Raw genomic sequence first — 13,972 nt, forward strand, 5'->3', positions numbered from 1 at the left:
TTATTATGAGTTTGAAAAAAGCTTATACTATCCAGTAAGTATGACTGCAGGCGTTAATTTCCAATTGAATCATAGATTTCAATTCAAAGCGATTTATACTTTTTTAGGAAGTAGACAACAAATTGTAGGAGGTATTACTTATCGTTTTGGGTTCAAAGGTAAAAACTTGCTTAGAGGACTTACCCTTTAAATTGTTTCAATTCTTAACTTAACTGTTCATTTTTAGAATTAATTATCGTGATCAGAAGTATACTTGTAGGGTTATTGGTATTCATTGTGATTGGTGGGGTTTCTTTGAAAGCCATAGGCCAAACAGATACTTTGCCTAAAAAGAGGGAGAAGAAAAGGATAAGTTTTCGGGATCCAGAGGATGGAGCTTTTGACGTGAGTGAATTCTTAATCTCACCAACGGGTTTTTTCTATACCAATTATCATTACCGAGCCAGCAGTTGGTTATGGAGGGGGGCATCCATATTGTTTTTCCATCCTCATAAAGGCAATGGGGGAGATAATGTTGCTCCCAATATTTCTGGTGTAGTTGGCTTATTCACCCAAAATAAAACTTGGCTTGGTGGAGCATTTCACCGGCATGTGTTTGGTAATAATCGAGTCATCAGTACCACAGCAGTAGCCAAACCGGATATTTTTATCAAATACTTTGGTAACAATAATGAGTTCTTAAGCAATAATCCCATTACCATGAATCTAGATTCCTGGGTAGCTCATCAAGGAGTAAAAGTAAGGTTGGGTGATTCCAAGTTCTTCGCTGGATTAAACTATACATTTTTTAGGACCGAGGTAAGCTTAGATACCATACCAGGAAGACCATTATTGAACCTTATTCTGAACAGGCTAAAAGGAACTTCCACAATTAGTACAATTCAACCTAAGATCAACTGGGACAAGCGGGATAATATTTTTACTCCTACCAAAGGCTTTGATACAGGAGTTTCCTTTAGTTACAACGCTGAATGGTTGGGTGCCGATGAGACTTTTTATTCCATGAATACTTATTTCAAAGGTTATTTTCCCATTGCTTCTAAATTGTATTCTTCTTGGAGGTTTGATGGCAAATTTTTGCTAGGAGAAGCCCCATTGTATGCTTATCCCTTTATTCAACTTAGAGGAATTCCTGCGATGAGGTTCCAAAGTGATAATACCTTGGTAGTAGAATCAGAATGGAGGTATGAAGTGTATAAAAGGTGGTCTGTATTAGGATTTGTAGGAGGAGGAAAAGCCATAAATTCTTTAGAGAATTTCAAAGATTTTGAATGGGCCTATAGTGGTGGAACTGGAATTAGATATAAAATTGCTAAAATATTTGGTTTACATTCCGGGGTAGATTTTGCTTGGGGAAGCGCTGGTGATTTTGCCTTTTATATTGTTTTTGGAACTTCTATTTAAAGGAGCAAAATGAGTCAAGAAAATGGATTAATTACTAATCTTGAAAGAATTGAGTTTTCAATCAAAAATCATAAATATTTTTCCTGCATAGTTTTGATCATGGTAGTAGCCCTTTTTTTAGGGAATGTGGGAGGATCTGAAGCGAGACAACTTTTTAAAAAGGATTCAACAAAATCCGAAATAAAGTCAAAGAAACTATACTTCATTCCCTTGCCAGCTATCTCCTATAATCCAGCATTTGGTTTTATCTATGGAGTGGCTGCTACCAGTAGTATTTTGCTCGGAGACCCTAAGGACACTAAACTTTCCTCTGGCTTTTTAAATGCGACCTATTCCTCTAAAAAACAACTTGTTATAGGTTTAAAAACAACCATTTACACTCAAAAAATAAGTGAATTTTTTAGGGGATTGGAGATTTTTGGACTCTTCTCAACCAACTTATGGCCTTGGAACAGGAAAACAAACTGAGATTTTGGTCAATGAAAAACAAGATGGTTTTGAATTGGGGGATTACAAAGATGGAGTGGATTTGGCTGAGTTGATGGAGTTTGATCTTATTCGATTCCATCAAGTAGCATTAAGACAAGTAACCCAGGATTTATATGCAGGATTGGGTTATCACATAGACAGATATACAAAAATTCAAGATAATTTGTTGGACTTGGAGAGTGATCCTCCCAGGATTACGAACCATTTCGCCTACAATACCATTCATGATTTTGACCTTGAAAAATATACCATTACAGGGCCAAGTCTAAATGCAGTATTGGATACCCGAGATAACGTTAATTTTCCTATTAAAGGGAGATATGCCTTCGCGCAATATCGGTTTCTTCCCCATTGGTTAGGGAGTGATAAAAGTTCACATGCCTGGTGGTTGGAATACCGCCAGTATTGGAATGTTTCTAAAAAAGTGGAAAGAAACACCATTGCCCTATGGGCATATGCAAACATTACCCCGTATGGAAAATTGCCTTATATGGGATTACCAGCTTTAGGTTGGGACCAACTAGGTAGATCTGGCCGAGCATATCCACAAGGTAGATTTAGAGGAGAAAATCTTTTTTATAGTGAATTGGAATACAGATTTCGAATTCCATTATTGAATAAAAATCCTGATTTTTTAGGAGGGGTTATTTTTGCTAATTCTACTTCTGCCTCCTCATTGGATCAAGACGTGAAACTTTTTCAGTCTTTTAAAGGAGGGGCTGGAGTAGGTTTACGGTTCATGTTTCAAAAAGCCACTCGCTCCAATGTCGCCATTGATTATGGAATTGGGGCAGATAGAAAGGGGGCGATTTTCTTTAATCTCAATGAGTATTTCTAATATGAAGGTATGTTATTCATTTATGGAAGGTTAATCAATTCAACGGGCAATCGACCTTATTCCAAAGCACCTGCTTTTAGTTCAATAAGCTCTCTAGTTGCTTTGGATATCATACAGATTTCATGAACTGCTTCAGTAAGTTTCTGGGCTCTAATCAGGATCACAATAATCATCACTTCATTTCCATAAATTTCAAACCCACCTTCTCTAAATGGACTTTGGTTGTAATTTCAGCATCAGGCAAACTTACTTTTTAATTATATGTATATCCCCTTTCTTACCAGTAGCCAAAGAAAAAAGGGTTTGAAGTATATTTCAATGTGCTGCGGACAGTGGACTGTCGTCAGTGGGCGATTATCCGTGACTTTCTAAACAAATTCTTTAACTGCTGGCACCAATGCGGATAATCATATTTTATTAACTAAATAAATGTGCCTCCATAGGACACAGAAAAATCAAAGAACATTCGAAGGCAAAATGTGGAGAATTCTTAACCGATTTCAAGAATGTTCGATAATAGGTGTTTTTAAATTTTGGTAATCTGGCAGTACCCGATTCCTTCATCAGCGAAGTGGTAAATGCCCTCAGTGAATGCTCCAAACTAAGCATGGTTTGGAAAACTAATTTACAGACCAATCACATTCCCTTTCAATTATTGACCTCCAAAACAGATTTGGATTCTAGAATCATAGGAATAAAAGGTAGATAATATGATTAGAAGGATTAACCATTTGATCACCTGAATTTAACTGCTCAACCCTTTAAAAATAAAAACCTATAGAATCTGGCTTCAGAAGCAAAGGACAATTCCCAAAGGAATTAAATTATTAAAGAGAAGGATCGAAAGTAAAACAATGAATGTAAACTTCTCCTTCGGCAAATAGCTGGGCTGAAAGCAAGTTTTGCATTCCAGAATTATGTGGGAAAATTTACATGAATAGAACATTGGAACATAAAAAAATTAAGTCCTCTTCAATCAATTCAACTCTCCAATTACCATTCATAATAGGATGGAAAGGCCATCGGACTGCTAAGCGAAACTGACCCAAACTGTAGACCTGGGGCCAAAATAGATTGGAATTTAAACCCTTCTTTTTTAAGAATTTTTCCAGAAGATATTAGTGTTTTTCAAAAAGAATATTGATTATAAAACAATAAAACAATAAGTAAAACTTTTCGAACAGTAAGTCAAAAATGATATAGGGTGATTTTTATCATGAATATTATCCTTTTTACTCTTTGTTTTAGTGTTTATCTTGACAAAACAATAGGTCAATTATTTGGAACCATAAGTAAAATACAGCATCCATTTTTGATTCATATTTGCTTTGTGTTTAAGTAAGAATATTTCTGATTTTATTATATGAACGGAATTCGGAGCTATACATTTTTAAAGATTTGATAATAACTATTCTAATATAAATTACCATGAGAAAATCAATCAATGCAATTGCATTCCTTATTGGACTATTTCTGCTTGTGAGTTGTAATTCTGAATCTGGAAATGAGCAACATACTGGCAGTTCAGACGCTTCTGTTAATATGGAGGAATTCACTTCCATGCAAATGACGGGAGTGGATCAAATTTCGGTAGATGTGGACCTGGATGGAGCCGTGAAGCGCTTATCCAAAGCGGTTACTTTTCCTACCATTTCCAATCAAGATCGGGATGATTTTGATGCCAAAGCCTTTACAGATTATCACAAGTTCTTGGAGCAATCCTATCCTTTGGTTCACAAAACCTTGAAAAAGAGGTGCTGGGAGATCCAAGACCTTATAGTTTATTGTATACCTGGGAAGGAAAAGACCCAAGTTTGGAACCAGCGTTATTCTATGCACACCAAGATGTGGTGCCTGTACCAGCGGATTCCAGAGATCAATGGGAAGTGGATCCATTTGCCGGAACTGTTCAAGATGGATACATCTGGGGACGTGGTGTGTTGGATGACAAAAATCAGATCCATGGTATTTTGGAAGCCGCAGAGATGCGAATCAAGGAAGGTTAGCAACCCTCCCGTACCATTTATTTTGTATTTGGTCAGGATGAGGAAGTAGGAGGGCCAGAAGGTGCTAAGCATATTGCTGACGTTTTAGAACAAAGAGGAATCAAACGATTTGCTTACGTAATGGATGAGTCAGCCCCACTGACTCCTGGAATTTTCCTGGAATTGAAGGGAATACAGCCCTTATTGGCATTGCACAAAAGGGCTTCATTAGTCTGGAATTGAAAATGGAAGGGGTTGGCGGACACTCCTCTCAACCACCGTTAGAGACTAATATTGGCATTTTAGCCAAAGCAGTTACCAAATTGGAGGCGGCACAGTTCCCCTATAAAATACACCCGGCGGTACGTTCCCAATACCGTTATATGGGTCCAGAATTACCAGAAGAGCAACAGCCATTGTACGCTGCTGTGGCCTTTGGTAAAGACGATGAGATTACTCCAATGGAAGAGAAATTTATCGATGTAATGTCTCAAAATCAAGTAACTAGGGCCATGCTGCATACCACTATTGCGGTGTCCATGTTCAATGCTGGAGTGAAAGATAATGTGCTGCCGCCAGCAGCGACGGCAGTAGTGAATTTCCGTCCGATGCCAGGCGATACTCCTGAAGTCATTATTCAACATGTGAAAGATGCGATCCAAGACGATCGGATTACAGTACGCGATATATCAGCATCAACGCCTGCTACCAATATTGCAGAAGTAGGTAATGACGCTTACAATATGTTGGAAAAGACCATTCGCCAGATTTGGGGAAATGATCTAATGGTCTCTCCATTCTTTGTGATCGGGGGTCCGATTCCAAACATTTTCAGGCAAGAGATTTTGCTCCGGATGTCTATACCATCACGGCATTGCAATTGGAGAATACCAAAGAATTTGAAGGCTTTCACGGGGTAAATGAACGAATCCTAGTGGAAGAGTTTGGGAAGTCGATCGGTTTCTTCTATACCATATTCGAAAATTTGGAAGCGCTGTAATCAATAAGCCTTTGCTATAATGAAATCTAAAGTTTTAAGGTTGTCAGTGGTTTTATGCCTACTGACATCCTCTGTAGTATTTGCCCAAAATCAAATTTTGATTACCAACGCCAAAATCTTTGATGGAACCAATAAGTTGGTCGAAGGGAAGGATGTACTGATTCAAGGGAACAAGATTGTTCAGATTGCAGAGGGGATTATGATTACCCTGGATGAGAATTCCCAAATTATCGATGCCGCTGGCAAAACTCTGATTCCAGGGCTGACCGATGCGCATTGGCACACTATGCACGCACATATTGCCAGTATGCAAATCTTTGTGAACGACATTGGGTACCTGACCCTGGTCGGTGCAGAAGCGGCCGAAGCCGCATTGATGAGGGTTTTACATCGGTCCGCGATGTAGGAGGGCCGGTTTTGGAATTAAAAAGATGATCGATGAGGGAAGAATTGTAGGGCCTAGAATCTATCCTTCAGGAGCCTATATCACCCAGACTTCCGGCCATGGAGATTTTCGTTTTCCTACTGCGATGACCAGGAAAGACGGAAGAGAATTGCTCGATGGTGAATTGATGGGCTGGACAAAGATTGCAGATGGTGTTCCCCAAGTAATTAGACGTGTACGTGAGAATTTAATGAGCGGTGCTACACAGATCAAAGTCATGGCGGGAGGAGGAGTGGCTTCACTCAGTGACCCGCTGGATGTAAGACAATATACGCTAGAGGAAATGAAGGCGGCAGTAGAGGTGGCAGCTACTTGGAATACCTATGTAGCCGTCCATGCTTATTCGGATATCGCGGTCCGAGGTGCTTTAGAAGCTGGAGTTCAATCCATTGAACATGGACAGATGATTACAGAAGAGACCGCTAAAATGATCAAAGAACATGATGCTTGGCTTTGTTTGCAACCCTTGCTAAATGATGAAGACGCCATTCCATTTCCTGATGGATCTTTCGAGCAACAAAAATTTTTAGCAATGACTGCGGGCACTGAAAAAGCCTACGAGTTGGCTGCAAAATATGATCTGAAGGTTGCTTTTGGTTCGGATTTGCAAAATGGGGCAGCCATTGCAGCCACTCAGGGAAAGGCACTGGCAAAACTCAAAAGGTGGTATGAGCCATGGGAAGTGTTGAAAATGGCTACTAGTACCAATTATGAACTCTTTAAGATGTGTGGACCTAGAGATCCTTATCCCGGAAAAAATGGAGTCATTGAAGAAGAGGCCTTAGCAGATTTACTTTTAGTAAACGGTAATCCTTTGGAGGACATCAATTTAATAGCCGATCCTGAAAAGGACTTTGTGATGATCATGAAGGATGGAACGATTTATAAAAACACTTTAAACTAGGTCAATCATGAAAAAGCTGAAAATAAACATCTGGTCGATCGTGCTGATGACATTTTTAAGTGGACTTACTAATGCCCAAACGCCAGTAAAACAAACTTTAATTACCAACGCCAAAATCTTTAATGGTGTTGACGAGAAATTGATTGATGGAAACATCCTTATTGAAAATAATTTAATCAAGGAAATAGGCCCTTCTGTCCAAGCATCCTCTAATGCGGAAATAATTGATGCAGCTGGTAAAACTGTCATTCCAGGCTTAACAGATGTCCATTGGCACATGACAATGGCTGAAGTTCCACAAGTGACAATCCTTACTGGTGATGTTTATGAAATAGCGGCAAGAGCGGTTCCCACAGCGGAACGCACCTTGATGAGAGGCTTCACCACCGTTCGTGACATTGGTGGTAACAGCTTTGCTATCAAAAAACTAATAGACTCCGGGGTAATCTTAGGCCCCCGCATGTTAGTTGCAGGTCCACCCATTAGTCAGACCGGAGGTCATTATGATTATCGCCTGCCTAATGTCACTCCTTCGGACGATCCAATCGATTATTGGGGCCGGAATTCATTCTTCGTTGTCGCTGATGGAGTACCCGAAGTCCAACGCCGTGCACGTGAAATCTTCAAGATGGGAGCCAGTCAGCTCAAGATCGCGGCAGGCGGTGGTGTCGCTTCGATTTTCGATCCACTCGATGTTCGTCAATACTCCTTGGATGAAATGAAGGCTATTGTAGATGTTGCAAAAAGCTACAACAGCTATGTAGCTGCGCACATTTTTACCGATGAGGCAGTCCAGATGGCCGTTGAAGCAGGGATTAAAACCATTGAGCATGGCATGCTTATTCATCGCGAGACACTTGAGATGATGAAAGAACACGGAGGAGTATATGGCTAAGCACTCAGCCGATTCTGGACGACGAGGATCGAATGGTGTTCCCCAGTGCTGCATCCAATGCGAAATTCAAAATGGCAACTGATGGTACCGATAATGTTTATCGTCTTGCAAAGGAAATCGGAGTAAAAATCGCTTATGGAACAGACTGCCTAATGGATCCCGTAGCAGCAAGCAAACAGGGAAGAATGTTAGCAAAACTTGAACGATGGTTTACTCCTTATGAAGCATTGAAAATGGCCACCTCCGACAATGCCGAATTGATGGAAATGGCAGGACCTCGCCACCCTTACCAAGAAGGTCCTTTAGGAGTCCTAAAGCCAGGTGCTTATGCCGATTTAATCATCGTAGAGGGGAACCCTTTGGAAAATTTGAAACTGGTAGCTGACCCTGAGACCAACTTCAAGGTCATCATGAAAGACGGTAAAATCTATAAAAACACATTAAACTAAATCAATCATGAAAAATTTAAAGACAACAATTTTCAGAATGGGGTTTGCATTTGGTTTAACACTGATTTCCGGCATGTCATATAGCCAAGATAACCCACTTGCAAAATACTTGGAAGTGCCAGGGGCAAAGGTAACCATGCCTATAAACTTCGCGAAGTCTCCTTTTTCTCTCCGAATTTTCTCAGCAGGCATTAAAGAGCTTTGAAAACTTTCATTATCAGATGGGAGGCGACCATGCGGTTTATTATAACCTACACTTGAGTGAGATGTTGCCGACAGCTACTTCTAAACCTCATGAGCTATATAGACCGCTGGATAAAAGCTTGAATGCGGAGATTGGAAACAAGGTCACTTTTCCTGTGAAAGAAGGTGAACTAACTGTCAATGAGTATGTGGTTCATCCCAACCACCGTGTACAGGGGGTGCTTATGATTCACAAAGGTAAAATTGTTTATGAAGCTTATCCTGGTATGAACCCAATGGATATGCATGCCTGGATGTCGCCGGGTAAAACAACTGTTGGGCTGGTCATGGCACAACTGGAAGCCGAGGGTAAAGTCGATATGCAAAAAGAAGTGGTAGATTATATCCCCGAATTTAAAGGCACCAACTGGGATGGCATTAAAATGATTGATGCCGCTAATATGGCTACGGGACTTCAGTTGGAAGAAACTCTGGAAGCCATCATCAATCCATCCTCCATTATTGTAAAATTCTTCAGTGCTGAATTTGGAGCAGCCAATCCTGAAACTGGTAAAGTAGATAACTGGTTGGATATCTTGAAGGATGCTGAAAAAATAGAAGGTGAAAAATCCGGAGAGGTCTTTCGTTATTCTTCGGCCGTGACACAAATATTTGTAGTGATTGGTGAGCGTATTGAAAATAAAACCTGGGCTAAATTATTTGAGGAGCGCGTTTGGGGTAAAATGACTGCGCGTCTGGACATGCAACATCATTTAACACCCGATGGTACTTCCGTAGCACACGGATTACTTTCTACCACCCTTGAAGACTTTGGACGATTTGGGATGTTGTTTACGCCAAGTTGGGATAAAGCAGCCGTAGCACCTGTTGTTTCTGCAGTCGTGTTAAAAAGATTGCAAACGGCCGGTAACGTAGAAGCTTTTAGACGAGGCGCAAAATTCAAGGGGCTTACGGAAGAATTTCAAGAAGAGCCCTTAATGAATTCCATGCAGTTTGATGCCGTATTCAGTGATGGTGCACTGTACAAGCACGGTAATGTAGGGCAGGGTATCTATATAGATCCTGAAAGAGATTTTGTGGGGGTTTACTTTTCTACCAACGGCTACATTCCTCCTTATGGTGAAGACAAAATGATGGGGTATTTAAGGAGATCCGCCAAATATCTGGCTGGAAACTAAAACTCAATGACGTCGATGAAAAATTATTCACGTTTACTCAAAGTATATTTAATTTCCTTGGTTCCCATATCAGGTTTTACTCAGGAAATCACAGTTCAGGATTCCTCGAAGAATCAATTTGTGATACCCGAATCGGATTTAAAGGAAGATATATTAAAAACTGCTGCCGAGGGTTTAGGGAGTGATCAGTTTGTTGGGTCTTGGCCGATGTTTGGAACAGACCTGAGAATGAAAATCGGAGGCTACCTAAAAGCTGACCTGTTATATGATTTTGATGGAACTACTGATAAAAGCCAGTTTTTGATGTCAACGATTCCTGTGGAGGGACAGGACGCCTATGGTAATGAAGGCTATGTGTATTTTCTAGCAAAAGAGACACGGATCAATATTGATATTAGACGTTTTGCAGAGAATAAAATACCCTTGAAGCTTTTTGTCGAAGGTGATTTTTTCTCCACTACAAATCAATTTAGGCTGAGGCATGCCTACATCACTGCCGGTGACTTTATTATCGGACAAACATGGACAACCTTGTCCTTTTTAGAGTCAATGGCTTTTATGATAGACTTTGCTGCAGGAGATGCCCTTTTTGGAGGTCGGTCTGTACAGATCAGATATCAAAAGTCAGTGAGTGAAAAGGTGAAAATTGTGGCAGGCTTGGAGTATTTAGGTGCTTTGGGAATAGAAAATTCCAATGGATTTGATGGGCAGGCAAATCTGAGACTTCCATTATTGGCACTTAGAATGGATTACCGTTGGGAAACAGGTGTCTTGTTTATGGGTACCAGTATGGCTGAGTTGCGATGGGATGGAGGCACAACGGGTCCAAAGGATCAAGTGTTGCAATTTGATGTAATAGTTGCAGGAAGGCAGTACATCGGGAAGAATAATTATTTCACTTACAATATCAGTCTAGGGAATGCGAGTGGAGAGAATATCATTGCATTTGCCGGAAGTAGTGCCAATGCGGTATTAAATCAAGAAGGTAAGCTGGATCCCATCCCTGCCAAATCTATCATGTTTGGATTTATGCACAGATGGGCTGAAGGTTTGGAGTCCAATTTCAATTATGCTTATGGCTGGTTGGACGCACCTGAATCAAGAGCTCCGTTTGCACTTAAAAGAGGAGGGGTAGGTCATTTGAATCTTATCAAACATTTTGATCAGAATTTCTCCATTGGAGGAGAATATATATGGGGAGCCCAGCGGACTTCCAATGATGCCTTCGGAAATGCGAGGCGAGTTCAGTTAATGGCAAAATTCGAGTTTTAATCTAGATAAACAGAAATCTTTCTTAAAATATTAATGTAATGAAAATCAGAAATTTACTGATTTGCAATGTAATTCTATTACTTGTAAATCCCGTTTTCGCACAGGAGGAACCCGTGAAAAGTTCGGAAGAATTAGCCAAGGAACTGGCTAATCCAAATGCCACATTGGGACAAATGTTATTTCCTATTGATTATGTTCGATATAGTGGAGAAATCCCTGATGCAAATCAAGGAGGGTTGGTCTTAAGCTTTCAACCTTCTTTGCCCATACCGCTATCAGAAGGATTAAACCTATATGTGAGGCCATTAATCCCAGTCTATATTTCTCAGCCTATTATTGGTGAACAGGGGTTTGAGAAAAAAGGAGGGTTAGGGAATATCAGCGCCGATGTAGCAATTGGTAAAAGCTGGCCTTCCAAATGGGTGACGCTTGTAGGTGTTTTTGGAGGGTTTCCTACTGCATCCAATGATGCCTTAAAGTCCAAGCAAGTAACACTTGGCCCAGAGTTTTTAGTGGCAAAATTGACTGATTTTGGGGTATTGGGCTTGATGGTGAGTCAGGCTTGGGGGTAGGAGATCCCAAAGATTCTGATGCAAGTTCAATGACTATCTTAGCTGATGATTATTGGATTACATCCGAGGGATCTACTAATGCGAAGGTAACGGCAGGGCAATATTTTTATACCATCAATTTATCCAAAGGCTGGCAGATCACGGCATCACCAACCTATTCCTTTAACCATAACGGGTCTAAAGGAAATAAATTTACTTTCCCATTGGGCACCGGTGCGCAGAAGGTTGTGATGGCTGGAAAAATGCCTATTCGTGTCGGATTGCAATACTGGTATTATGTGGCTGCGCCTGACAATTTCGGACCACAACATCAGTTTAGATTTACCTTTGCGCCTGTAGTACCGTTGCCTTGGTGATACTAAAATTCTGCTTTTAAGAAAAAGAGGCTGAAATTGATTTCGCATATACAAATAAGTTTGTAATTTGATGTGGATGCATAGTGTATTTTACGAAATCACTTTTCAGTTTTATGAATAAAAAGACAGCGCCGGTTTATTTTTCTTTGATAATATTGGTTCATTCTACCTGTTTTGATGCCATGGCGCAAACTGATAGTACTGATCGAAATTATACGCCCTATGAACTCCTTTCCAGTTATTATGAGGAGGATTTTAAACCCTTTAAGAAACGTAATATTTATACGGGACTTAGGTTTAATCTTACGGATAGGTATGAGGAGAATGCTGACTATCTAATCCAGAATGTCATTGATGGGGATCGACTTGACTTTAATCTCACTCTCAAAGGTGGATATTATATCAATGATTATGCAATGGTAGGGTTAAACGTGAATTACTTCCAAAATAAGTTTATTGGAAATATTTATAGAGAACCAGATACGGTTGCTTCCAATTCCATTACCAGAGGTTATTCCATCACGCCGAACTTTCGATCCACAGTTCCATTGACAAACAATGAGCGCCTTAGTTTTTTCACCGAAATGGGAGTGACTTTTGGAAATAGTACCACATTGGCCCGAAGAACAACAAATGTGGATGTAGTCAGTAAGGAATATTCCAAGGATTTTAATTTTAGGGTTGGTATCAGTCCTGGTGTCACCTTTTTTGTGATGGAAGCCTTTGCTTTTGAAGTACAGCTAGATGTGCTCGGTTATGAGCTTAATGTTTCTAAAGGTAAGGATGGTGCAAGTAATCAAGAATCCAAAAGAGTCAAGCAATCGGTAGATTTCAACATCAATTTGTTGTCTTTGAATATAGGATTGGCCTATTATATAGGAGCGAAAAGATTCACTCAATGAAAATGAAAAACTGCTATTTATTTCTCGTTCTTTTCATACTGACTTCTTGTGTGAAGGAGGATTTTTGGATACTCCCCTTATGGCAACATCAAAGTTTTTGAAGTGAGTAATCAAGCAAGTCAGGCTTTGATCAATGTTGCAGAACAAACAGTTACAGTGGAGATACCAGGTGGAGTCAATCTAAGCGAAATAATCCTTCAGAAAATTGAACTTTCCTCTTTTGCTACGGCAGATGCAGCTGCAGGAGATGTTTTAAATCTGGAAGATGACCTTGAAATCAATGTAGTGGCTGAAGATGGAAGCATGCATACTTGGCTTATTCAAGCAGAGGTGGCTTCTGCTACTCCACAACTTGCCAATGGGGATTTAAACTTGTGGTATAAAACCAATTCGGATTATTATGAACCTGGTGAAAGTAAGGACAATACCATTTGGGGTACAGGTAATCCAGGAACATTTATTTTAAATAAATTAGCAACTATCCCTTTTGATAGGGGTAACGATAATTTGGCAGCCCAAATGATTACGCTGGATAACGGATTTTTAGGTTCCACTTTTGGAGCACCCATCGCTGCAGGCTCTATTTTTACTGGAGTATTCAATTCAGATAATCTGGATCCTAAAGATCCAGAAGCGGCCATTGATTTTGGGATGCCTTTTGCTGGAAGACCCACCAAAGTGCAATTAACTTATAGTTATGTCCCTGGTAGTGATAATCAAGATAAGGATGGAAATTCCTTGCCTTACTCTGATATGATGGATATATATGCCTTTTTGGAGGTAAGATCAGGAGGAGCTACAGAAAGGCTGGCTACCGCTTGGTTGAGAAGTGGTGAAGAACAAAGTGATTTGGTCACCGTGACCATTGATTTTGTGTATGGTGAATTGGACGATTCTTTCCCAGATTATATGAAACCTGAAGATGGGAATTATGTAAGCCCTGACTCTGCTGCTTTTATTCTACCTACTCATATCACGTTTGTGGCTTCTTCTAGCTTTGCAGGAGCGGAATTTGCTGGGGCAGTGGGAAGTGAATTGATCTTGGATGATATAGTGATGGTCTATGAGTAATTTTTTTT

General features: G+C 40.1%; 17 protein-coding genes. All 17 read left to right on the forward strand.

Going from position 1 to position 13,972, the window contains the following annotated elements:
- Nucleotides 1-40: 40 nt before the first annotated feature.
- The 17 genes from V8V91_RS00745 (at nt 41) to V8V91_RS00825 (ending at nt 13,964) form a co-directional block, all read left to right on the forward strand.
- Complete coding sequence (locus tag V8V91_RS00745) at nt 41-190, forward strand: hypothetical protein (RefSeq protein WP_373398326.1); 150 nt, start codon at nt 41-43, stop codon at nt 188-190.
- 47 nt (nt 191-237) lie between these two features.
- Nucleotides 238-1,404 (forward strand): BamA/TamA family outer membrane protein, encoded by a 1,167-nt coding sequence (locus tag V8V91_RS00750; RefSeq protein WP_373398327.1) that lies wholly within the window; start codon nt 238-240, stop codon nt 1,402-1,404.
- 99 nt (nt 1,405-1,503) lie between these two features.
- On the forward strand, nt 1,504-1,872 hold the full coding sequence (locus V8V91_RS00755) for a hypothetical protein (RefSeq protein WP_373398328.1): 369 nt from the start codon (nt 1,504-1,506) through the stop codon (nt 1,870-1,872).
- Nucleotides 1,823-2,731, forward strand: a complete 909-nt coding sequence (locus V8V91_RS00760) for a BamA/TamA family outer membrane protein (protein WP_373398329.1) — start codon at nt 1,823-1,825, stop codon at nt 2,729-2,731. The genes V8V91_RS00755 and V8V91_RS00760 overlap by 50 nt, the downstream gene beginning before the upstream one ends.
- Before the next feature lie 1,886 nt (nt 2,732-4,617).
- Nucleotides 4,618-4,737: a M20/M25/M40 family metallo-hydrolase gene (locus V8V91_RS00765; RefSeq protein WP_373400835.1), complete on the forward strand. Its 120-nt coding sequence runs from the start codon at nt 4,618-4,620 to the stop codon at nt 4,735-4,737.
- Between the two features lie 188 nt (nt 4,738-4,925).
- The gene (locus V8V91_RS00770) at nt 4,926-5,636 is read left to right on the forward strand and encodes a peptidase dimerization domain-containing protein (protein ID WP_373400836.1); all 711 of its coding nucleotides are present in this window, start codon (nt 4,926-4,928) and stop codon (nt 5,634-5,636) included.
- Between the two features lie 99 nt (nt 5,637-5,735).
- Nucleotides 5,736-6,122, forward strand: a complete 387-nt coding sequence (locus V8V91_RS00775) for a hypothetical protein (RefSeq protein ID WP_373398330.1) — start codon at nt 5,736-5,738, stop codon at nt 6,120-6,122.
- Nucleotides 6,123-6,147: 25 nt separating this feature from the next.
- Nucleotides 6,148-7,065, forward strand: a complete 918-nt coding sequence (locus tag V8V91_RS00780; RefSeq protein WP_373398331.1) for an amidohydrolase family protein — start codon at nt 6,148-6,150, stop codon at nt 7,063-7,065.
- Between the two features lie 7 nt (nt 7,066-7,072).
- The gene (locus V8V91_RS00785) at nt 7,073-7,960 is read left to right on the forward strand and encodes an amidohydrolase family protein (protein WP_373398332.1); all 888 of its coding nucleotides are present in this window, start codon (nt 7,073-7,075) and stop codon (nt 7,958-7,960) included.
- 32 nt (nt 7,961-7,992) lie between these two features.
- On the forward strand, nt 7,993-8,409 hold the full coding sequence (locus V8V91_RS00790) for an amidohydrolase family protein (RefSeq protein ID WP_373398333.1): 417 nt from the start codon (nt 7,993-7,995) through the stop codon (nt 8,407-8,409).
- 7 nt (nt 8,410-8,416) lie between these two features.
- A complete protein-coding gene (locus tag V8V91_RS00795) occupies nt 8,417-8,614 on the forward strand; it encodes a hypothetical protein (protein ID WP_373398334.1) in 198 nt (65 codons plus the stop codon).
- A 16-nt stretch (nt 8,615-8,630) separates the two neighbouring features.
- Nucleotides 8,631-9,791, forward strand: a complete 1,161-nt coding sequence (locus V8V91_RS00800; protein ID WP_373398335.1) for a serine hydrolase — start codon at nt 8,631-8,633, stop codon at nt 9,789-9,791.
- Nucleotides 9,792-9,806: 15 nt separating this feature from the next.
- Nucleotides 9,807-11,063 carry a DcaP family trimeric outer membrane transporter gene (locus V8V91_RS00805; RefSeq protein ID WP_373398336.1) on the forward strand — a complete coding sequence of 419 codons (1,257 nt, stop codon included), beginning with the start codon at nt 9,807-9,809 and terminating at the stop codon, nt 11,061-11,063.
- 38 nt (nt 11,064-11,101) lie between these two features.
- Entirely contained in the window at nt 11,102-11,635 is a 534-nt protein-coding gene (locus tag V8V91_RS00810; RefSeq protein ID WP_373398337.1) for a hypothetical protein, read from the forward strand.
- 29 nt (nt 11,636-11,664) lie between these two features.
- On the forward strand, nt 11,665-11,991 hold the full coding sequence (locus V8V91_RS00815; RefSeq protein ID WP_373398338.1) for a hypothetical protein: 327 nt from the start codon (nt 11,665-11,667) through the stop codon (nt 11,989-11,991).
- A 113-nt stretch (nt 11,992-12,104) separates the two neighbouring features.
- Nucleotides 12,105-12,893 carry a hypothetical protein gene (locus V8V91_RS00820; protein WP_373398339.1) on the forward strand — a complete coding sequence of 263 codons (789 nt, stop codon included), beginning with the start codon at nt 12,105-12,107 and terminating at the stop codon, nt 12,891-12,893.
- A 102-nt stretch (nt 12,894-12,995) separates the two neighbouring features.
- Nucleotides 12,996-13,964 carry a PCMD domain-containing protein gene (locus V8V91_RS00825; RefSeq protein ID WP_373398340.1) on the forward strand — a complete coding sequence of 323 codons (969 nt, stop codon included), beginning with the start codon at nt 12,996-12,998 and terminating at the stop codon, nt 13,962-13,964.
- The last annotated feature ends 8 nt before the right edge of the window (nt 13,965-13,972 follow it).

Source organism: Algoriphagus halophilus (genome assembly GCF_041729275.1).
In the GTDB taxonomy this organism is placed as follows: domain Bacteria; phylum Bacteroidota; class Bacteroidia; order Cytophagales; family Cyclobacteriaceae; genus Algoriphagus; species Algoriphagus halophilus_A.

Coding starts and splice junctions, on each gene's coding strand:
- V8V91_RS00745 (WP_373398326.1), top strand. CDS start 41: ATGACTGCAGGCGTTAATTTCCAATTGAATCATAGATTTCAATTCAAA.
- V8V91_RS00780 (WP_373398331.1), top strand. CDS start 6,148: ATGATCGATGAGGGAAGAATTGTAGGGCCTAGAATCTATCCTTCAGGA.
- V8V91_RS00785 (WP_373398332.1), top strand. CDS start 7,073: ATGAAAAAGCTGAAAATAAACATCTGGTCGATCGTGCTGATGACATTT.
- V8V91_RS00810 (WP_373398337.1), top strand. CDS start 11,102: ATGAAAATCAGAAATTTACTGATTTGCAATGTAATTCTATTACTTGTA.
- V8V91_RS00820 (WP_373398339.1), top strand. CDS start 12,105: ATGAATAAAAAGACAGCGCCGGTTTATTTTTCTTTGATAATATTGGTT.
- V8V91_RS00805 (WP_373398336.1), top strand. CDS start 9,807: ATGAAAAATTATTCACGTTTACTCAAAGTATATTTAATTTCCTTGGTT.
- V8V91_RS00790 (WP_373398333.1), top strand. CDS start 7,993: ATGGTGTTCCCCAGTGCTGCATCCAATGCGAAATTCAAAATGGCAACT.
- V8V91_RS00755 (WP_373398328.1), top strand. CDS start 1,504: ATGGTAGTAGCCCTTTTTTTAGGGAATGTGGGAGGATCTGAAGCGAGA.
- V8V91_RS00795 (WP_373398334.1), top strand. CDS start 8,417: ATGAAAAATTTAAAGACAACAATTTTCAGAATGGGGTTTGCATTTGGT.
- V8V91_RS00775 (WP_373398330.1), top strand. CDS start 5,736: ATGAAATCTAAAGTTTTAAGGTTGTCAGTGGTTTTATGCCTACTGACA.
- V8V91_RS00815 (WP_373398338.1), top strand. CDS start 11,665: ATGACTATCTTAGCTGATGATTATTGGATTACATCCGAGGGATCTACT.
- V8V91_RS00800 (WP_373398335.1), top strand. CDS start 8,631: ATGGGAGGCGACCATGCGGTTTATTATAACCTACACTTGAGTGAGATG.